General features: G+C 52.8%; 21 protein-coding genes. 16 read left to right on the forward strand and 5 right to left on the reverse strand.

Going from position 1 to position 18,359, the window contains the following annotated elements; translation table 11 throughout:
* Positions 1–6: 6 nt before the first annotated feature.
* The 3 genes from LVQ77_RS14060 to LVQ77_RS14070 form a co-directional block, all read right to left on the reverse strand.
* Complete coding sequence (locus LVQ77_RS14060) at positions 7–321, reverse strand: PTS sugar transporter subunit IIB (protein ID WP_232904714.1); 315 nt, start codon at positions 319–321, stop codon at positions 7–9.
* A gap of 332 nt (positions 322–653) precedes the next feature.
* Entirely contained in the window at positions 654–1,547 is an 894-nt protein-coding gene (locus tag LVQ77_RS14065; protein ID WP_232904715.1) for a diguanylate cyclase regulator RdcB family protein, read from the reverse strand.
* Entirely contained in the window at positions 1,544–3,910 is a 2,367-nt protein-coding gene (locus LVQ77_RS14070) for a dynamin family protein (RefSeq protein ID WP_232904716.1), read from the reverse strand. The genes LVQ77_RS14065 and LVQ77_RS14070 overlap by 4 nt, the downstream gene beginning before the upstream one ends.
* 383 nt (positions 3,911–4,293) lie before the next feature.
* On the opposite strand from LVQ77_RS14070, the gene LVQ77_RS14075 reads away from it, so the two are divergent.
* Positions 4,294–4,629 (forward strand): zinc ribbon domain-containing protein YjdM, encoded by a 336-nt coding sequence (locus tag LVQ77_RS14075; protein WP_034457014.1) that lies wholly within the window; start codon positions 4,294–4,296, stop codon positions 4,627–4,629.
* Positions 4,630–4,911: 282 nt separating this feature from the next.
* Positions 4,912–5,349, forward strand: a complete 438-nt coding sequence (gene yjdN, locus LVQ77_RS14080; protein WP_151994171.1) for a VOC family metalloprotein YjdN — start codon at positions 4,912–4,914, stop codon at positions 5,347–5,349.
* 54 nt (positions 5,350–5,403) lie between these two features.
* Here the strand turns inward: yjdN and LVQ77_RS14085 are convergent, their stop codons facing one another.
* On the reverse strand, positions 5,404–6,618 hold the full coding sequence (locus tag LVQ77_RS14085) for a phospholipase effector Tle1 domain-containing protein (protein WP_232904717.1): 1,215 nt from the start codon (positions 6,616–6,618) through the stop codon (positions 5,404–5,406).
* 191 nt (positions 6,619–6,809) lie between these two features.
* Between LVQ77_RS14085 and phnC the strand changes: the two genes are divergently transcribed.
* The 14 genes from phnC to phnP are packed head-to-tail and all read left to right on the forward strand — an operon-like array spanning position 6,810 to position 17,541.
* Positions 6,810–7,592 (forward strand): phosphonate ABC transporter ATP-binding protein, encoded by a 783-nt coding sequence (gene phnC, locus LVQ77_RS14090; protein WP_232904768.1) that lies wholly within the window; start codon positions 6,810–6,812, stop codon positions 7,590–7,592.
* Between the two features lie 34 nt (positions 7,593–7,626).
* Positions 7,627–8,643 (forward strand): phosphonate ABC transporter substrate-binding protein, encoded by a 1,017-nt coding sequence (gene phnD / locus LVQ77_RS14095; protein ID WP_151994173.1) that lies wholly within the window; start codon positions 7,627–7,629, stop codon positions 8,641–8,643.
* Between the two features lie 59 nt (positions 8,644–8,702).
* The gene (gene phnE, locus LVQ77_RS14100; RefSeq protein ID WP_232865410.1) at positions 8,703–9,485 is read left to right on the forward strand and encodes a phosphonate ABC transporter, permease protein PhnE; all 783 of its coding nucleotides are present in this window, start codon (positions 8,703–8,705) and stop codon (positions 9,483–9,485) included.
* Positions 9,486–9,501: 16 nt separating this feature from the next.
* Positions 9,502–10,227 carry a phosphonate metabolism transcriptional regulator PhnF gene (gene phnF / locus LVQ77_RS14105; RefSeq protein WP_232904718.1) on the forward strand — a complete coding sequence of 242 codons (726 nt, stop codon included), beginning with the start codon at positions 9,502–9,504 and terminating at the stop codon, positions 10,225–10,227.
* Positions 10,228–10,689: a phosphonate C-P lyase system protein PhnG gene (phnG, locus tag LVQ77_RS14110; protein WP_151994176.1), complete on the forward strand. Its 462-nt coding sequence runs from the start codon at positions 10,228–10,230 to the stop codon at positions 10,687–10,689.
* On the forward strand, positions 10,686–11,270 hold the full coding sequence (gene phnH / locus LVQ77_RS14115; RefSeq protein WP_232904719.1) for a phosphonate C-P lyase system protein PhnH: 585 nt from the start codon (positions 10,686–10,688) through the stop codon (positions 11,268–11,270). The genes phnG and phnH overlap by 4 nt, the downstream gene beginning before the upstream one ends.
* Positions 11,270–12,334: a carbon-phosphorus lyase complex subunit gene (locus tag LVQ77_RS14120; RefSeq protein WP_232904720.1), complete on the forward strand. Its 1,065-nt coding sequence runs from the start codon at positions 11,270–11,272 to the stop codon at positions 12,332–12,334. Before phnH ends, LVQ77_RS14120 begins: the two co-directional genes overlap by 1 nt.
* Entirely contained in the window at positions 12,327–13,175 is an 849-nt protein-coding gene (locus LVQ77_RS14125; protein WP_232904721.1) for an alpha-D-ribose 1-methylphosphonate 5-phosphate C-P-lyase PhnJ, read from the forward strand. Before LVQ77_RS14120 ends, LVQ77_RS14125 begins: the two co-directional genes overlap by 8 nt.
* Positions 13,172–13,930: a phosphonate C-P lyase system protein PhnK gene (gene phnK, locus LVQ77_RS14130; protein ID WP_120064682.1), complete on the forward strand. Its 759-nt coding sequence runs from the start codon at positions 13,172–13,174 to the stop codon at positions 13,928–13,930. Before LVQ77_RS14125 ends, phnK begins: the two co-directional genes overlap by 4 nt.
* Before the next feature lie 9 nt (positions 13,931–13,939).
* Positions 13,940–14,641 (forward strand): phosphonate C-P lyase system protein PhnL, encoded by a 702-nt coding sequence (gene phnL / locus LVQ77_RS14135; protein ID WP_151994181.1) that lies wholly within the window; start codon positions 13,940–13,942, stop codon positions 14,639–14,641.
* Positions 14,631–15,767 carry an alpha-D-ribose 1-methylphosphonate 5-triphosphate diphosphatase gene (phnM, locus tag LVQ77_RS14140; protein WP_232904722.1) on the forward strand — a complete coding sequence of 379 codons (1,137 nt, stop codon included), beginning with the start codon at positions 14,631–14,633 and terminating at the stop codon, positions 15,765–15,767. Before phnL ends, phnM begins: the two co-directional genes overlap by 11 nt.
* The gene (gene phnN, locus LVQ77_RS14145; RefSeq protein ID WP_370639851.1) at positions 15,767–16,354 is read left to right on the forward strand and encodes a ribose 1,5-bisphosphokinase; all 588 of its coding nucleotides are present in this window, start codon (positions 15,767–15,769) and stop codon (positions 16,352–16,354) included. Before phnM ends, phnN begins: the two co-directional genes overlap by 1 nt.
* Complete coding sequence (gene phnO, locus LVQ77_RS14150; protein WP_232865402.1) at positions 16,347–16,805, forward strand: aminoalkylphosphonate N-acetyltransferase; 459 nt, start codon at positions 16,347–16,349, stop codon at positions 16,803–16,805. The genes phnN and phnO overlap by 8 nt, the downstream gene beginning before the upstream one ends.
* The gene (gene phnP / locus LVQ77_RS14155; protein ID WP_232865401.1) at positions 16,783–17,541 is read left to right on the forward strand and encodes a phosphonate metabolism protein PhnP; all 759 of its coding nucleotides are present in this window, start codon (positions 16,783–16,785) and stop codon (positions 17,539–17,541) included. Before phnO ends, phnP begins: the two co-directional genes overlap by 23 nt.
* Here phnP and LVQ77_RS14160 read toward each other — a convergent pair.
* Positions 17,525–18,136 carry a hypothetical protein gene (locus tag LVQ77_RS14160; protein ID WP_232865400.1) on the reverse strand — a complete coding sequence of 204 codons (612 nt, stop codon included), beginning with the start codon at positions 18,134–18,136 and terminating at the stop codon, positions 17,525–17,527. The two genes, phnP and LVQ77_RS14160, sit on opposite strands and share 17 nt — an antisense overlap.
* Between the last annotated feature and the right edge of the window lie 223 nt (positions 18,137–18,359).

An 18,359-nucleotide genomic window follows, 5' to 3' on the forward strand; every position in this document is an offset into this window, starting at 1 on the left:
CCATCCTTATTGTGGATTTTTTAATAAAGACAGGGCCTGATCCAGCACCTTATCGCCCTGCATTGAGCCGTACAGCATCATATCAATCGCCGCCACTGGCACGCCGTGTGGCGCGGCTGCGCTGGATATACTCTGTAGCTGGAATTTCACCTGTGGCCCAAGCAAAATGACATCAGCATCCGTGATGATTTGGTCAAAATCAGACACCGGCACCGCCGTAATTTCTACTTCAATATTTCGGCTGGTTGCGGACTGTTTCATTCTTTCCACTAACATACTGGTGGACATTCCAGCAGCGCAGCATAAAAAGATCTTTTTCATCACATCTCCCTGGTGTAATAAGCACGATTACCCGCAGCATGCGGCAAAATATATTCTGAGGAGTGTGGGAAAAAGCAGCAAGTGAGGCGCAACACAGAATTGGTTTTATTGTCTGGTACTTTTGCGGGGTTTAATGACACAAGGCATAAATTAGTGATTACAAACAGAAGGATAGCACTGTTACTTTTCATAAAATCATTGAAATTTAATATCTAAATTTGCGACATAATAAGAAAAACTTCTACGTTTAGATATATTTCAAAACCAGTGTAAATGCTGCTTTTAAAGCATATTGTTTTCATCAGCAGCCTCACACCGGAATATTAAGATCTTTATTTGGCAAATCCACCATCAATAAAGACTTCATCCACCATTGCACTTCCCAACCGCATTGCGGAACAAATACGTGGCATACCGAGTGAAACGCCCTGGTGTGTTTGGGTAGTTGCAAAACTCACGGGCTGATGCTCACTGTCACAATCGTCGCCAAGCCACGCCAGAGCTTCTTTGCTTTCCATCATTCCAGTTGTCGAAGGAAACATCAGCCACTCATAGTAGTAATGGCGCGTGCGGGCTGAAGCATTCACATCGCTGGCGAGTTGGCTGATTGCCAGCGCGCGAGCTTGCTCAATTAATTCTGTGGCCTGCGATAAACGGCCAAAGCGCAGCGCGTCACCAAACGCGCCCCAGTACAGCTCCTGCAACGCGACATAGCAGCGACCAGCGGGAGAAAAGGTAAAATAATGCCCAGCCTGCCAGCGTGCAAAAACTTGCTCGCAATGTACGAAGCCCAAGTGAGTGAGGTCGGTGCCCTGTAATTGTGTTTCCAGATTACTGACACGCTGCGCCAGTTGCTGCTGAACCTGAATGAGCTGCTTGCGGGCTTCTGAGGTGTCATTGGTCACCCGTGCCGAAGTTAACGCCATGGCACAGATGCTTTCATATACTTTCTCAATTGCGAGGTGCTTCTTCGCCACCCGCTGGCAAAGATGCCCAAGCATCGCCAGCATCACTTCCGGCTTTTCAAGCAGAGCCTCATCCACTGCCCACTTCTGCAACTGGCTCTGGCCGATAAACTCCCCGGTCAGCCTCTGGTAATACGCTTTGCTTTGCTGAGAACGCCACGGTTCACGAGAGATACTGCTGTTTCTGGCAAAATCGACGACAAATTTCTCTGCAACACACTCCAAAGCGCGAGTTTGAGTTCCTGGTAATACACTGCTCATTGCTGTTCTACCGTAAAAAGCGTCTGAATATCATCCCGCAACAGGCGGGTGTCCTCATGGATGTAACGTGTGATTCTTACGCACTGCTGAAGCTGTTGGCGCAAAGCGGTCACCGCTTCTTCATTTTGCTGGCGCACCACCAGGCTTTGTTGCAGGTTAAGACGTATCGCTTCCAGTGCCTGGGAAAAATCAACAAAGAACGCCGCCATTCCTTCAGTCACAGACATTTCAATTTGCGCGGCCATATTCTGATTAAGCTGCAACAGGAAATCGCTGACGTGTTGACACAGTTTGCGTTGTACATCAGCTAAAGAAATGACGTAGCGACTTTGCATCACGGTATATCCTTCCCAGCCCCAATCCTCGCTATTAAGCCAGCGCGCAACCGTTCCGCGCATCCCGGCCTGGCGTCGCAGTTGGGAGACAGGAATATCCTGCTCTTCAATGAGTTCATTAAATGCCTGATTAGCATTGAAGTTTAATAAGCCAACATGAAATACCGGCAGACTGATATTGGTTCTAAATCCTGCTTGCGCTAACCCTTGTGCAACGCGAGCCTCTATCGGTTTTAGGGTGTTACGCAGCGTATCTGCCAGTTCAACTTCCAGATAACTAAAAAGATGGGTTAACTCTTCAGTCATCTTTTCCTGCGCGGCGGTCAGGATGATTTCGCATGAAGCGCGGATCCTGTGCAGCGCAATCTGTGCCGATTCTTCATCGTCAAAACTGAGCGTTTCATTGCGCGCATCAAAGTCATTACCGCGCTGAGTCCCAAACGACAAAGCCTGCCGCTGGAGCTTTTCAGGTACTTTTCCATGCTGAAAATAGTTCTGAATATTGTCATTAATCTGCTGTTCATAACGGCGAATAAAATCACTCATCGCTTCAACAGCCAGCTTAGTATTGCTCTGCGCAACGACGTTTGCGGCTTTCTGACTGGAAGCAGCAAGACTCATGTCATCTTCAAGGGCTGCGATATTCTGCTGCAGTTGCTGGCTGGCAATATGCAGGCCCTGGCAGCGGAAATTCAGGTAATCCTCCGCACCCTGCGTGTAATTCAGTAATTTCTGGCAGGCAGAACGCAGTGCGTACATTGAAGCATTGGCATGTGCCGCATGAAGCACCGTGTGAATTGGCTCAGCAAACTGCGAGTCCTCCCACAACAGCTCAGCCGCCTGGCGCAAAGCACCCGCATCGGCCAAATCCTCACTTTGCCAGCGGCGGCCCAGTGCAATATCAGCAAAATCCTGCACCCAACGCTGCTCATTCGGGTCCGGTAACTTGCCGTGCAATGCCAATTCATGGCGCGCACGATTAGCCAGATATCCCCACATCGATGACACAGGGAAGACATGGTGAGGCTCAATCGTTCCTTTCATGAGCGTGCCAGAAATTAACGCTTTAACCTGTTCTGCATCGTCACCATTTCTGTCTTTTTGGTCGAATTTATTCACCAGCGCATAGAGCGGGACAGATGACCCGGTGCCCAATATCGCTTTACGTACATCTTCGTCGGAAACGGATTTTAATTGGGTGTAATCCAATACCGCCAACACAGCAGAAGCCTGCGACAGCTGCTCCTGAAGCATTTTTTGTAGATGCGGCTGCCCGGCTTCGTTTGGCCCCGGAGTATCCAGTAATGTCAGTTGCCCATAGGCTTTATCCATTCCTGCTAAATGGACAAACTCCACTTCAATAACAGGAACATGCTCAATTGCGGCATAGGCCTTAAATGGAAAAGCTACATCCAGTGCTTTCGATAAACGCACTAAATCATTAAGGCTTTTCAGGCAATGGAAAATAGGTTGGGCACCAAGATAATGCTTAGCGAAAGATTCCCCTTGGGAAATACGGGTTAATAATCCCGTCATATCCCGATCAATTTCCAGGTGCTTTGACAGCGTTTCACGATCGGTTTGTTGCAAACGAATTTGCAATGTATTCATAAGCTGTTCGATGGGTTGAACATAGGGAAAATGCAGCACGGGTTCACGCTGGCCCGGGGTGTGACGAATGAGTGTCGGTAATGCTGTCATAGGGCGATTACGGTTAGGTAATACCTCAGTCCCAATAATGGCATTAATGGTGGTCGATTTTCCCGCTTTTACTGTTCCGACAATCGCTAATACCATTTCATGCTGAGTTATTTTGCGTAACTCATTTTGCAGCATAGCCTGCTGCGCCTGGATGCTGCGTGGGCTAAATTTTGCAGGGACGGCCCCTCCAGCTTGGGACTGCCCAAAATAATTAACGTCATGCTGTGTAGTAAAAGAAACTGTTTTTAGTGTATTCAGATTTTGCAGGGCGAGTTGTAATAACCGCTCTGCTTCCTGACTTAACTCAAATATTGCTTGTGTGTGCATAAAAAATCCTTACTTAAATCAAATTATCCGGATTTTTAAAAACCTTTATATTTTTTGTGCCTATTCAGTACCGGAAATTATAATTACGCGCGGAAATCATTTATTCGACAATATTATAATCAGGCTTATTTTTTCATAGCGTGAGTTTCTGGTTAAATAACCAGAAAGAAAGACCATAGCGTATTTTTATAAACTTATTCTGTATTTTCATCGCGAATTTGGCAATTGATTAACGTTTTAAAATAGCATTTTCTTATTACGATATTCTGGCTGGCGCAAGGCATAGCGGCAATCGTCCCCACAAAAGTAGGGTTTTAATGTATAATCACGCCACTTTTGGCGGGAAACCGCAATTTTTAAATCTTATTTTTGAGGATATGACGATGACACTCCCTCATTGCCCTAAATGCAATTCCGAGTACACCTACGAAGACAACGGTATGTTTATCTGCCCAGAATGTGCACATGAATGGAATGATGCCGAACCTGCTGCAGACAACGATCAACTGGTTGTTAAAGATGCCAACGGCAACCTGTTAGTTGACGGTGATAACGTCACTGTAATTAAAGATCTGAAGGTTAAAGGCAGCTCTTCAATGTTGAAGATTGGTACTAAAGTTAAAGGTATCCGTCTGGTTGAAGGCGACCATAACATCGATTGTAAAATTGATGGTTTTGGGCAAATGAAGTTGAAGTCTGAGTTCGTTAAGAAGAACTAGGTTCGTTCCCCCTGCCCCTGAGGGGCGGTTCCTGCAAAGCCAGAGAAGGTTCCGTTCACTAAACGTTCAGTGTTCCCTGTACTTACCGAAACGGTGAACGTGCCAAGGAGAGGGCGTTCTCTCCTTGGCACGTTCACCGTTCACAGATTCATGTGGGATCGCATAACGTACAGGTGAACGGAAACTCACCGAACCAGGCATAAGATACCCCTTTCCCCGCCTGGCTTGCCCAGACTCCCCCAACTAAACTTATTCTGCACTCCGCATTATGAGGAACGAACAATGTCTATCGGACCCTACATCTTTTTTGACGGCACCTGCGAAGAAGCAATAGCGTTCTACAAACAAGCCGTCGGTGCTGAGTTACTGTTTAAAATGACTTTTGGCGAAATGCCAAAAGACGAGAATCAGTCGGCTGAAGGATGCAGCAGCGGTTTTAACTGGCCGGACGATAAAATCATGCATGCCAATGTGCGCATTGGCGGTGGCGAAGTGATGATGAGCGACGGCAATATGTGTGCCGATAAAGTGAAACACACGGGCTATGCGCTGAGCCTTACCACCACAGATGTCGCAGAAGGCCAACGCTGGTTTGATAATCTCAGTGCAGGTGGCGATGTCACCATGCCGTGGGGGGAAACGTTCTGGGCAAAAGGTTTCGGCATGCTTACCGATAAATACGGTATTCCGTGGATGGTGAATGTCGAAAAACCGATGTAACCAAGCTCTGGGAAACTACCGTCAGCTCCATAACAGACGGTAGTTTCCCATTCCTTAACGTGCAATCGCCCAGTTAATGGGGATTGCACCCTCGCCGCGTAGATAATCCTGCAAAGGCTGCGGCCTATATGATTCGCTTAGCCATTCACCATTGATTGCCGACTGTTGAAGTAGCGTTGTGCCACAACTAAGACGCTCAATCACCGACTGGTGGACCATCGTTGATGAGGTAACCGGCGGCGGAAGTTGTCGGGGCATAATGCGCAAATAACGCGTAGGTGGATACCAGTCACAATGCAGCGGCCCAAGTGGGTCAGCCACTACTTCACTGGGTGCCAGATTTACGCCCAAATCGTCGAGAGCATCATGCATCCAAAGGTACGCGCCGTTCGACAAGCTGCGGTCTTCGTCCGTGCCAATATAGCCCCCACCAACATCATGATGAATACCGGGAAACATCACCTGCAAAATACGATCGCGGTTATCCCACAGCACCGGCGCTAAATCGAGACGCTGCTCATCAATGGCGATGGCCTGAAGCCCATATTTAACCCGTGAATGCAGCTCTGTATTGTTAAAACGAAAAACGTTGTAACGCTTGTCATTGAAATACTTAGGAATCCCCATCTGCCCAACGGTTTCCCACACGGCAACCGCTTCTATGGAGAGCGGGCGCGAAATGCAGGTTGGGTCCACACTGTCACAGAAAAATCCCGGCAACTCACGCACCACACTTCCCAAAAGACTGGGGCTCATATCCGGAGCATGAGCAAGATATTGCGCCCATACGGATGAAGCAAAACGCCACGCTTCATCTTTATTGCGAGCGCTTAAATTCAGCTTTTCACGATTTAATAAACCACGGTCGATAATCATCTGAGCCAGCACTCGCGCGGTATAAGCACCGTGGCTAAATCCAACCAGATAGATACGATCGCCCATCTGCCAGTGCCGACTTATAAAGGTATACCCGCGAATGATCGGCACGATCAATTCGGCGCCAAATGCGCCGCCGAGGCGTTTCACCAGACCATTATGCGGATCGCCCATCCCATAAATGTACTTGGCAACTTGAACGATCCCGCCACTGCTATTGGTAAGGATCTTTTCTTGCTCATTGGCTAACAACAAACTCTGCTTATCAACATTCCCTTTCAGATCAACAAACAATTGATAAACGTTACTCGCTGCGGCTTCGTCATCCGCTTGATTTTCTACACCGGGAGCGGTCCATGTGCCATCGGCACAAAAAATAATGTTTTTGCTCATCGCTGCTTTCCCAACACCAAAGGGTACCTGTAAGCAAAGACAAAAACGAAGCGTGAAACAATACGACAAATAGTTGATTAGCCTGATGACTTCCAGGCTGGAACTCACTCTTCATCATACCGAAACTTATCCTTAACAAAATCGTCACATTTCATCGGCACCATGAGGCAACTTTTTAAGGAGCCTGAATGATGCAAACAATTATTCGCGTCAACAAATTGAGCAAAACCTTCAACCAGCATCAGGCATTAAATGCTGTTGATTTGGAAGTTAATGAAGGTGAGATGGTCGCTCTGCTGGGACCGTCTGGTTCAGGCAAATCCACCCTTTTACGCCACCTGAGCGGGCTGATTACTTCTGATAAATCAGCTGATTGTCATGTTGAGCTGCTTGGCCGCACCGTGCAAAAAGCGGGCCGACTGGCAAGCGACATCCGGCAGAGTCGTGCTCACACCGGCTACATCTTCCAGCAGTTCAACCTGGTGAACCGCCTGACGGTGCTCGAAAACGTGCTGATTGGCGCACTCGGTGCCACGCCGCTCTGGCGCACCTGTTTCAACTGGTTTTCCCGTGAACAAAAGCAGCGTGCGTTGCAGGCGCTAACCCGCGTCGGCATGGCGCAAATGGCGTATCAACGCGTCTCCACCCTGTCCGGTGGGCAACAACAGCGCGTGGCGATTGCCCGTGCGCTGATGCAACAAGCAAAAGTGATTCTCGCCGATGAGCCTATTGCCTCACTCGACCCGGAATCAGCACGCATTGTGATGGAAACGCTGCACGACATTAACCGCCTGGACGGCATCACCGTTGTGGTGACGCTGCATCAGGTGGACTACGCCCTGCGCTATTGCGAACGCATTGTCGCTCTGCGCCAGGGTCATGTGTTTTACGACGGAAGTAGCTCTGAGTTCGACAACGAACGTCTGGGCAATCTTTACCGCAGCATGAATCGCGTTGACGCGGTTGCTGCTTAACAACTTTGTTATCTCTTTCAAGGAACAGTCAGCCATGAGCTACAAAAAAGTTGCCGCCCTCGCCTTTACCAGCCTGCTAAGCGTCAGCACTCTGTTCAGCACCGCTCATGCGGATGAACAAGAAAAGTCCCTGAACTTCGGCATCATCTCGACTGAATCACAACAAAACCTGAAACCGCAGTGGGACCCGTTCCTGAAGGATATGGAGAAGAAACTTGGCGTGAAAGTGAATGCTTTCTTCGCACCAGATTACGCCGGGATTATCCAGGGGATGCGCTTTAACAAGGTGGATATCGCCTGGTACGGCAACCTTTCGGCCATGGAAGCAGTAGACCGCGCTAACGGCCAGGTGTTTGCTCAGACGGTAGCGGCAGATGGCAGCCCGGGTTACTGGAGCGTGCTTATCGTTAACAAAGACAGCCCAATCAACAATCTGCAAGACATGCTGGCAAAACGCAAAGAACTGACGTTCGGCAACGGTGACCCTAACTCAACATCCGGTTATTTAGTCCCTGGGTACTACGTTTTCGCTAAGAACAATGCCGCGCCAAACGAATTCAAACGTTCTGTGAACGCCAACCACGAGACCAACGCGCTGGCGGTGGCCAACAAGCAAGTGGATGTGGCGACCAACAACACTGAAAACCTCGATCGTTTGAAGCAAACCGCGCCCGAGAAATTCAAAGATCTGAAAGTCATCTGGAAATCCCCGTTGATCCCAGGCGATCCGATCGTGTGGCGTAAAAACCTCTCCGAAGCCACCAAAGACAAAATCTATGACTTCTTCATGACTTACGGCAAAACGCCGGAAGAAGCCGCAGTGCTCAAAGGCCTGACCTGGGCGCCGTTCCGCCCATCCAGCGACCTGCAACTGGTGCCGATTCGCCAGCTCGCTCTGTTCAAACAGATGCAAGGCGTGAAGGACAATAAAGGGTTAGCCGAGCCTGAGAAAGCGACCAAAGTCACTGCGTTGCAAAACCAGCTGAGTGATTTGGATCGCCTCACCGCCGCGCTGTCTGCGATGAGCAACGTGAATAAAGCGGTTCAGTAAAAACAACCCTAACCCTCTCCTTCTGGGAGAGGGTTAAAGCCCCAAACACGGAGCACCCCATGCAACAAACCATTCAAGTCGCCACACCCAAACGTAGCTGGTTCTCGCTACTGGCCTGGGCGATTTTGTTAGCGGTACTCGTTGCCTCCTGGCAAGGCGCGGAAATGGCTCCGCTCACGCTGTTCCGCGATGCGGGCAACATGGCGACCTTCGCCGCTGACTTCTTCCCACCTGATTTCAGCCAATGGCAGCAATATCTGGGCGAAATGGGCGTCACGCTGCAAATCGCCGTCTGGGGCACAGCACTATCCATCGTGCTTTCCATCCCTTGCGGCCTGATGTGCGCCGACAACCTGGTGCCATGGTGGGTTTACCAGCCAATGCGCCGCCTGATGGACGCCTGCCGCGCCATCAACGAAATGGTCTTTGCGATGTTGTTCGTGGTCGCCGTCGGCCTTGGCCCGTTCGCTGGCGTATTAGCGTTGTTCATCCACACCACCGGCGTGCTTTCCAAACTGCTTTCCGAAGCGGTGGAAGCCATCGAACCCGGCCCGGTAGAAGGGATTCGCGCCACCGGTGCCAACAAACTTGAAGAGATTATCTACGGCGTGCTGCCGCAGGTGATGCCGCTGCTTATCTCCTACTCGCTGTATCGCTTTGAGTCGAACGTGCGTTCGGCAACGGTGGTTGGCATGGTAGGTGCAGGCGGGATTGGCGTAACGCTTTGGGAAGCAATTCGTGGATTCCAGTTCCAGCAAACCTGCGCGCTGATGGTCATCATCATCGTCACGGTAAGTCTACTGGACTTTATGTCGCAACGGTTACGTAAGCATTTCATTTAACGAGGCTTTGTTGAAAATGCACTTATCCAGACATCCGACCAGTTACCCGACGCGTTACCAGGAAATTGCCGCCCTGCTTGAAGTAGAGCTGCGTAACCACTACCGCTGTGGCGACTATCTGCCAGCCGAAAGCCAACTGGCCGCACGCTACGAAGTGAATCGCCACACGTTGCGTCGCGCCATCGATCAACTCGTCGAAAAAGGCTGGGTGCAGCGCCGCCAGGGAATTGGCGTGTTAGTGCTGATGCGCCCATTCGATTACCCGTTAAATTCTCAAGCACGCTTTAGCCAGAACCTGCTCGATCAGGGAAGCCACCCCACCAGCGAGCGCTTACTCGCGGTACTGCGCCCGGCTTCAAGCCATGTTGCTGATGCGCTGGGTGTAACCGAGGGCGATGACATTATTCACCTGCGCACACTAAGACGCGTTAACGGTATCGCGGTGTGCCTTATCGACCACTACTTTGCCGACCTCGCCTGGTGGCCCGTGATGCAACAGTTTAATAGCGGTTCGCTGCACGACGTGATTCAGGACCAGCTCGGTATCAACCTCAAACGCACCCAAACACGTATCAGCGCGCGCCGCGCTCAGGCCAAAGAAAGCCGCCTGTTGGAGATCCCAAATCTGGCTCCGCTGCTATGTGTTCGCACTCTCAACCACCGTGAAGGTCACGCAATGCCTGCGGAATACTCCGTCAGCCTGACGCGTGCCGACATGATTGAATTCACCATGGAGCACTAAATGGACGCAACGCATTTTGATACCGCACAGCGCCAGCAGTGGATGGCCGTGCTCGCTCACAGCCTGCCTCAAGAACTGGCAGCACTTTGGGCAGAACAAAAACTCAATCCCGAATATCAGGTAATACGTCAGCCGGAAACAGGCCTGGTACAAATTCAGGCGCGAATGGGCGCCACCGGGCAACGTTTTTTTGCCGGTGACACCACGCTGACCCGTGCGGTCGTGCAACTCGCCAACGGGACTTACGGTTACAGCTACATATCAGGGCGCGATAAAGCCCACGCCGAACGCTGTGCCGTGATCGACGCGCTGATGCAGGAACAAGTTCAGTTCCGGACATTGCAAGAAACCTTAATTGCTCCACTGGCCGCCAACCGTGAACAACGTCTGGCCGCCCGTCGTACCCAAATTAACAGCAGCCGAGTCGACTTCTTCACTCTGGTTCGCGGAGATAACGCATGACCCTGATGACCGCTTTTAACCTGCCTGTGCAGGATGCACAACAGAGCTTCCGTCGCCTGCTCAAAGCGATGAGCGAGCCGGGCGTTATCGTGGCGCTCCATTCACTGCAACATGGCTGGAAACCACTGAACATTGCTTCCACCAGCGTACTGCTGACCCTTGCCGATAACGACACACCGGTGTGGATTAGTGACGCTCTGAGCAACGACGTGACATTGCAAAACGTCCGTTTTCATACCAACACGCCAATTTCGCAGGCACCTGAACACGCACAATTCGCCGTTGCCGACAGCACTATAACCGCCGGGCAGCTTAACGCGCTGGCACAAGGAACCGACGTGGCCCCCGACACCAGCGCGACACTGATTTTACAGGTGCCGAGCCTGAGTGGTGGACGCATGTTGCGCTTAACCGGCGCGGGCATCCGCGAAGAACGCATGATTGCCCCGCAACTGCCAGACTGCGTGATCCACGAGTTAACCGAGCGCCCGCACCCGTTCCCGCTGGGCATCGACCTGATCCTGACCTGCGGTGACCGCCTGCTGGCGATCCCTCGCACCACTCATGTGGAGGTGTGCTGATGTACGTCGCCGTCAAAGGGGGCGAAAAGGCAATTGCCGCCGCCCACGAACTTCAGGAACACAATCGCCGTGGCGATCAGAATCTGAGTGAGCTGAGCGTCGCGCAAATCGAGCAGCAGCTTGGCCTGGCGGTCGACCGCGTGATGACCGAAGGTGGCATTGCCGACCGTGAACTGGCGGCACTCGCCATCAAGCAGGCCAGCGGAGATATGGTTGAAGCCATCTTCCTGCTGCGCGCCTATCGCACCACGCTACCGCGTCTGGCGGTGAGCGAACCGCTGAACACCGCTGAAATGCGTATCGAACGCCGCATTTCAGCCGTCTACAAAGACGTACCCGGCGGGCAGTTACTCGGCCCGACTTACGATTACACCCATCGCCTGCTGGATTTCACCTTGCAGGCAAACGGCGAAGCGCCGCAGTTGAAAACCGCTGACGAGCATGCCGAACCCACGCCGCACGTGTTCAGCCTGCTGGCAAAACAGGGGCTGGCAAAAGCGGAAGAAGATAACGGCGAAAAACCTGACGACATCACCCGCCAGCCGCCGGTTTACCCATGCTCGCGTTCATCACGCCTGCAACAGCTGGTGCGCGGCGATGAAGGCTATTTACTGGCCCTCGCCTACTCCACGCAACGCGGTTACGGGCGCAACCACCCGTTCGCCGCAGAAATTCGTAGTGGCTACGTGGATATCGAAATCGTGCCGGAAGAGCTGGGTTTTGCGGTGAACGTCGGTGAACTGCTGCTAACCGAGTGTGAAATGGTGAACGGCTTTGTCGCCCCCGCGGATGAAGACCCGCACTTTACCCGTGGTTACGGGCTGGTGTTCGGCATGAGCGAACGCAAAGCGATGGCGATGGCGCTGGTTGACCGCGCGCTGCAAGCCCCGGACTACGACGAAACAGTAACAGGCCCGGCCCAGGACGAAGAGTTCGTACTGGCCCACGCTGATAACGTTGAAGCAGCCGGGTTTGTCTCGCACCTGAAACTGCCGCACTACGTCGATTTCCAGGCCGAACTGGAACTGCTTAAACGTCTGCAAAAGGAACGTCATCGTGACTAAGGCACTCTCGGGCTACAACTTTGCTTATCTGGATGAACAAACCAAGCGCACCCTGCGCCGCGCGATTCTGAAAGCGGTAGCAATCCCAGGTTATCAGGTGCCGTTTGGCGGGCGTGAAATGCCGATGCCTTATGGCTGGGGGACAGGCGGCATCCAGATCACCGCAAGCGTGATTGGCGAAAACGACGTGCTGAAAGTCATCGACCAGGGGGCGGACGACACCACTAACGCGGTGTCGATTCGCAACTTCTTCAAGCGCGTAACCAATGTGGCGACCACCGAATCCACCGCCGATGCAACGCTGATTCAGACGCGCCACCGCATCCCGGAAACGCCGCTCACCGAAGATCAGATCCTGATTTACCAGGTGCCGATCCCTGAGCCGCTGCGTTTTATCGAACCACGCGAAACCGAAACCCGCACCATGCACGCGCTGGAAGAGTACGGCGTGATGCAGGTGAAACTGTACGAAGACATCGCCCGTTTCGGCCACATCGCCACCACTTACGCCTATCCGGTGAAAGTGAACGAACGCTACGTGATGGACCCGTCGCCAATCCCGAAATTCGATAACCCGAAAATGGACATGATGCCTGCGCTGCAACTGTTCGGTGCCGGGCGTGAAAAACGCATTTACGCGGTGCCCCCGTATACCCGCGTCGAAAGCCTCGATTTTGACGACCATCCGTTTACCGTCCAGGAGTGGGAAGAACCGTGCGCGATTTGCGGCTCGCACCACAGTTACCTCGACGAAGTGGTGCTCGACGATGCGGGCAGCCGCATGTTCGTCTGCTCCGATACCGATTTCTGCCGCCAGAACAGCGAGGCCGCAAGCAAATGACTCAACCGTTACTTTCCGTCAATAACCTGACGCACCTTTATGCCCCCGGCAAAGGCTTCAGCGACGTGTCATTCGAGCTTTATCCTGGCGAAGTGCTGGGGATTGTCGGCGAATCTGGCTCTGGCAAAACCACGCTGCTGAAATCCATTTCTGCCCGCCTCGCGCCGCAAAACGGTGAAGTGGTGTATCTCGACTCGTCGCTGTACGACATGAGCGAAGGCGAGCGCCGCCGCCTGCTGCGCACCGAATGGGGCGTGGTGCACCAACACGCGATGGACGGCCTGCGCCGCCACGTTTCGGCGGGTGGCAACATCGGCGAACGTTTAATGGCAACCGGTGCGCGTCACTACGGTGACATTCGTGCTACCGCCGAGCGCTGGCTGGAAGAAGTGGAAATCCCGGCCTCGCGCATCGACGACCTGCCAACCACGTTTTCCGGCGGCATGCAGCAGCGCCTGCAAATCGCCCGCAACCTGGTGACGCACCCGAAACTGGTGTTTATGGATGAACCGACCGGCGGGCTGGATGTGTCCGTGCAGGCGCGCCTGCTCGATTTGCTGCGCGGCCTGGTGCGTGAGCTAAACCTGGCGGTGATTATCGTCACCCACGATTTGGGCGTGGCGCGTTTGCTGGCTGACCGCCTGCTGGTGATGAAACAGGGTCAAGTGGTGGAGAGCGGCCTGACCGACCGCGTGCTGGATGACCCGCACCACCCGTATACGCAGCTGCTTGTTTCTTCCGTCCTTCAGAATTAGGTGCGCACGATGACCAGATTACGGGTTGAAAACCTGAGCAAAACCTTTGTGTTACACCACCAGCACGGTATCCGTTTGCCGGTACTGGCCAATGCCTCGTTGGAAGTCGAATCCGGCGAATGCGTGGTGCTACACGGCCATTCCGGTAGTGGGAAATCGACACTTTTACGTTCGTTGTACGCCAACTACTTGCCCGATGAAGGGCATATCTGGGTCAAACATAACGATGAATGGCTCGATATCGTCCAGGCTCCGGCGCGTGACGTGCTGGCGGTGCGCCGCCAGACCATCGGCTGGGTCAGCCAGTTTTTGCGCGTTATCCCACGTATTTCAGCACTTGAAGTGGTGATGCAACCGCTACTGGATTTGGGCGTGTCGCGTGACGTTTGTGAAGACAAAGCGTCAATGTTACTGACTCGCCTGAATGTCCCGGAACGCCTGTGGAACCTGGCTCCATCAACGTTTTCCGGTGGCGAGCAACAGCGCGTAAACATCGCCCGTGGCTTTATCGTCGATTACCCAATTCTGCTGCTTGATGAACCAACCGCCTCGCTGGATGCGAAAAACAGTGCCGCCGTGGTGGATTTAATTCTGGAAGCCAAAGCACGTGGAGCGGCAGTCGTCGGCATCTTCCACGACGAAGCCGTGCGCAATCAGGTAGCGGACAGACTGCATTCCATGGCAACCATCGAGGCAAAAAATGATCATTAATAACGTCAAACTGGTGCTGGAAAATGAAGTGGTGAGTGGCTCACTGGAAGTCGCCGATGGGGTGATTCGTAATTTTGCCGATAGCCAAAGTCAGCTGCCGCAAGCGCACGATGGCGCAGGTGGTTGGTTGCTGCCGGGGCTTATCGAGCTGCATACCGACAACCTCGACAAATTCTTCACCCCACGCCCGAAAGTCGACTGGCCAGCCCATTCCGCGATGAGCAGCCACGATGCATTAATGGTAGCAAGCGGCATCACCACGGTGCTGGACGCCGTAGCGCTGGGCGACGTGCGCGACGGCGGCGACCGCCTGGAAAACCTCGAGAAGATGATCAATGCGGTGATGGACAGTCAGGCGCGTGGCGTTAACCGCGCCGAGCACCGCCTGCACCTGCGCTGCGAACTGCCGCACCACACCACGCTGCCACTATTCCAGCAGCTAATCGAACGCAGCGGCGTGTCGCTGGTGTCATTAATGGACCACTCACCAGGCCAGCGCCAGTTCGCAAACCTGGTGAAGTATCGTGAATATTACCAGGGAAAATATTCGCTCAGCGATGCGGAGATGAACAGCTACGAGGCGGACCAACTTGCGCTTGCTGAGCGCTGGTCACAGCCCAATCGCCTGGCGATTGCCGCTGAATGCAGCGCGCGCAATATCGCGCTCGCCAGTCATGATGACGCGACTGCGGCGCACGTGGTGGAATCCCACGAGTTGGGCAGCGTAATCGCTGAATTCCCGACTACGCTTGAAGCCGCGCAAGCCTCACGCCAGCATGGTTTAAGCGTGCTGATGGGCGCGCCAAACATTGTGCGAGGCGGCTCGCATTCCGGCAATGTGGCGGCGCATGAACTCGCACAAGTCGGCCTGCTGGATATTCTCTCGTCCGACTATTACCCGGCGAGTTTGCTGGACGCTGCGTTCCGCGTCGCCCAGGATGAGTCGAACAGCTTCACCCTGCCACAAGCGGTGGCACTGGTGACACGCAACCCAGCCAAAGCATTGAATCTCGATGACCGCGGCGTTCTCGCAGAAGGCAAACGTGCCGATATGGTGCTTGCGCATCTTCACGACGACCATGTCCACGTCGGCCATGTCTGGCGTCAGGGAATACGGGTGTTCTGATGAGCAAAATAGTCTGGTTGATGGGGCCGTCAGGCTCCGGGAAAGACAGCCTGCTGACGGCACTGCGCCAGCAGGAGAATAATCAACTACTGGTAGCGCACCGCTACATTACCCGCGCCGCTGACGCCGGGTGCGAAAACCATATTGCCTTGAGTGAAAAGGAGTTCGCTCAGCGCCAGCAACAGGGGCTATTCGCGCTGTGCTGGCAGGCGCATCAACAAAGTTACGGCGTGGGAATCGAGCTGGATATCTGGCTCGATTCCGGGTTCGACGTGGTGGTGAACGGCTCGCGCCAGCATCTGGCGCAGGCGCGCGCGCGTTACGCCGAAGCGCTAGTGCCGATTTGCCTGCATGTTTCGACGGACGTTTTGCGCAAGCGCCTCGAACAACGCGGGCGTGAAACTGCGCAGCAGATCGAACAACGCCTGCAACGTGCGGCCTTTTATGCCCCGGATTTGGACGACTGTTTAATACTTAACAACGATGGCAGTCTGGCGGAGTCTGTCTTATCGTTTATGCGTCTGGTGAATGGCCAGCGCAATGCCAATATCGTCCATTTTCGTCCCAAGGAACCGCGCCATGTTTGAACTTCGCCCCGCCACTCTTGCCGATATTGATACTGTTTACGCTCTGATCTGCGAATTAAAACAGGCAGAATTTAACCGCCAGGCGTTTAACGTCGGGTTTGCGGCAAATCTTGAAGATCACAATTTATGCTACCAACTTGCACTACTTAACGGCGAGGTTGTCGGCATGATCAGTCTGCATATGCAGTTTCATCTGCATCATGTGAATTGGGTCGGTGAAATTCAGGAACTGGTGGTGATGCCCGCTGCTCGCGGCCACGGTGTGGGTAGCAAACTGTTAGCCTGGGCTGAAGAGCAGGCGCGGATTGCCGGAGCGGAACTCACTGAGCTTTCCACCAGCGCCAAACGCCTCGACGCCCACCGTTTCTACCAGCGCGAAGGGTATCAAAATACCCATTTCCGCTTTACTAAACCGGTGGAGATAAATCGTGACTCTGACGCTAACCCTTAGCGGAACGGGGGGCGCACAACTCGTCCCCGCCTTTGGCTGTTTTTGCGCGGCCTGCGAGCGCGCTCGCACTAATCCGCAATTTCGCCGCAAGCCGTGCAGCGCGGTGATGAAGTTTAACGACGCAGTGACACTGTTGGACGCAGGCATTCCCGATTTAATGGACAGCTGGCAACCGGGGGAATTTAAGCAGTTTTTACTCACCCATTACCATATGGACCACGTGCAGGGATTATTCCCACTGCGCTGGGGCGTGGGCGAAAAAATCCCGGTGTACGGCCCCGCCGATGAACAAGGCTGCGACGACCTGTTTAAACACCCCGGCATTCTGGATTTCAGCCACCAGCTTGAGCCGTTTGTCTGGTTTACCTTGCAGGCGCTACGCGTGACCCCCCTGCCTCTCAACCATTCAAAACTGACGCTGGGCTATTTTTTTGAAACCCCGCACAGCCGCGTGGCGTGGTTAAGCGATACCGCAGGTCTGCCCGATAAAACGCTGAAGTTTCTGGCGAACAATAAACCGGATGTCATCGTGATTGATTGCAGCCATGAGCCGCGTCCTGAAACACCGAAAAACCATTGCGATTTGAATACCGTTATCGAGCTTAATAAACAGATTGGCTGCCCACGCGTTGTCCTTACGCATATCAGCCACCAGTTTGATTGTTGGCTGATGGAGAATGCGTTGCCGAAAGGGTTCGAGGCGGGGTTTGATGGAATGGTTATTCGGGTGGATTAGGCGATTTAATCTTGCTAATCACTAATAGCCGATGCTGATGAATTTCAGGGTCGGTTCCCCAGGCGTACGGTGACCATTTGCTGACGAATTCGGCTTCACTCGTAATGCGTTGTAATTCGTCATCTTCTTTAGTGCCATCCCAAATCATGACTTCGTATTCAGGGTCGGCAATGGCTTCGGAAATGCGGTATTCCCAAAAACGACGACCATCAGCAGTTTGCTCATTATCAGAAACCACAATCTCATACGATTCCAATAACCAGGCAAATATCCGTTTTGCTAATCCCTGTAACGCATCCTGGTGCTCAGCACTAAATGTGCGCCATACCATGACCTGCGTACAGTGCTGTTTGCCTGGCACCACAAATTTCCCGGTAACAATTTTTACCGCATAGGCGGTGATGTCGTCTTTTAGCAGGCGGCATTGTTTACCGTCGAGCGACATCACCAGACGGTATCCCGCCGGAGGAACGTAGCCGGGTAAGCTAAAAGGTTCAACCCCTTTGGCGAGGAACGCCAGGGTGTGTTCCCGGTTACGATCTGGGGCGTTGAGCTTTCTGTTGAAATCCGCGTCGCTTATCAATCTCGGTGCCATTTGTTGTGAAATCCTTATCCTAAGTATGCTTATTTTTCCCTTTAAAGCCAGCTTAAAAAAACCACGTTTTTCCTGATATTACGGGTACTTGTAGTAACAAATCTTAAGCTTGATAAGAAAACTAACACACTAAATGAATAAAACTTCACCACTTTTTTGTTTGCTTTTAGTTTTCAGAAGACAACTCGCAAAACGCAAATTTAATGTGCTTTTTATCACTCAC

This window comes from Buttiauxella cochleicola, from assembly GCF_021282435.1.
In the GTDB taxonomy this organism is placed as follows: Bacteria; Pseudomonadota; Gammaproteobacteria; order Enterobacterales; family Enterobacteriaceae; genus Buttiauxella; species Buttiauxella massiliensis.

Coding starts and splice junctions, on each gene's coding strand:
- LVQ77_RS14160 (WP_232865400.1), bottom strand. CDS start 18,136: ATGGCACCGAGATTGATAAGCGACGCGGATTTCAACAGAAAGCTCAAC.
- phnO (WP_232865402.1), top strand. CDS start 16,347: ATGTTTGAACTTCGCCCCGCCACTCTTGCCGATATTGATACTGTTTAC.
- phnL (WP_151994181.1), top strand. CDS start 13,940: ATGACCAGATTACGGGTTGAAAACCTGAGCAAAACCTTTGTGTTACAC.
- phnE (WP_232865410.1), top strand. CDS start 8,703: ATGCAACAAACCATTCAAGTCGCCACACCCAAACGTAGCTGGTTCTCG.
- LVQ77_RS14065 (WP_232904715.1), bottom strand. CDS start 1,547: ATGAGCAGTGTATTACCAGGAACTCAAACTCGCGCTTTGGAGTGTGTT.
- yjdN (WP_151994171.1), top strand. CDS start 4,912: ATGTCTATCGGACCCTACATCTTTTTTGACGGCACCTGCGAAGAAGCA.
- LVQ77_RS14120 (WP_232904720.1), top strand. CDS start 11,270: ATGTACGTCGCCGTCAAAGGGGGCGAAAAGGCAATTGCCGCCGCCCAC.
- LVQ77_RS14060 (WP_232904714.1), bottom strand. CDS start 321: ATGAAAAAGATCTTTTTATGCTGCGCTGCTGGAATGTCCACCAGTATG.
- phnN (WP_370639851.1), top strand. CDS start 15,767: ATGAGCAAAATAGTCTGGTTGATGGGGCCGTCAGGCTCCGGGAAAGAC.
- LVQ77_RS14085 (WP_232904717.1), bottom strand. CDS start 6,618: ATGAGCAAAAACATTATTTTTTGTGCCGATGGCACATGGACCGCTCCC.
- phnG (WP_151994176.1), top strand. CDS start 10,228: ATGGACGCAACGCATTTTGATACCGCACAGCGCCAGCAGTGGATGGCC.
- LVQ77_RS14075 (WP_034457014.1), top strand. CDS start 4,294: ATGACACTCCCTCATTGCCCTAAATGCAATTCCGAGTACACCTACGAA.
- LVQ77_RS14070 (WP_232904716.1), bottom strand. CDS start 3,910: ATGCACACACAAGCAATATTTGAGTTAAGTCAGGAAGCAGAGCGGTTA.
- phnH (WP_232904719.1), top strand. CDS start 10,686: ATGACCCTGATGACCGCTTTTAACCTGCCTGTGCAGGATGCACAACAG.
- phnD (WP_151994173.1), top strand. CDS start 7,627: ATGAGCTACAAAAAAGTTGCCGCCCTCGCCTTTACCAGCCTGCTAAGC.
- phnM (WP_232904722.1), top strand. CDS start 14,631: ATGATCATTAATAACGTCAAACTGGTGCTGGAAAATGAAGTGGTGAGT.
- phnK (WP_120064682.1), top strand. CDS start 13,172: ATGACTCAACCGTTACTTTCCGTCAATAACCTGACGCACCTTTATGCC.
- phnC (WP_232904768.1), top strand. CDS start 6,810: ATGCAAACAATTATTCGCGTCAACAAATTGAGCAAAACCTTCAACCAG.
- phnF (WP_232904718.1), top strand. CDS start 9,502: ATGCACTTATCCAGACATCCGACCAGTTACCCGACGCGTTACCAGGAA.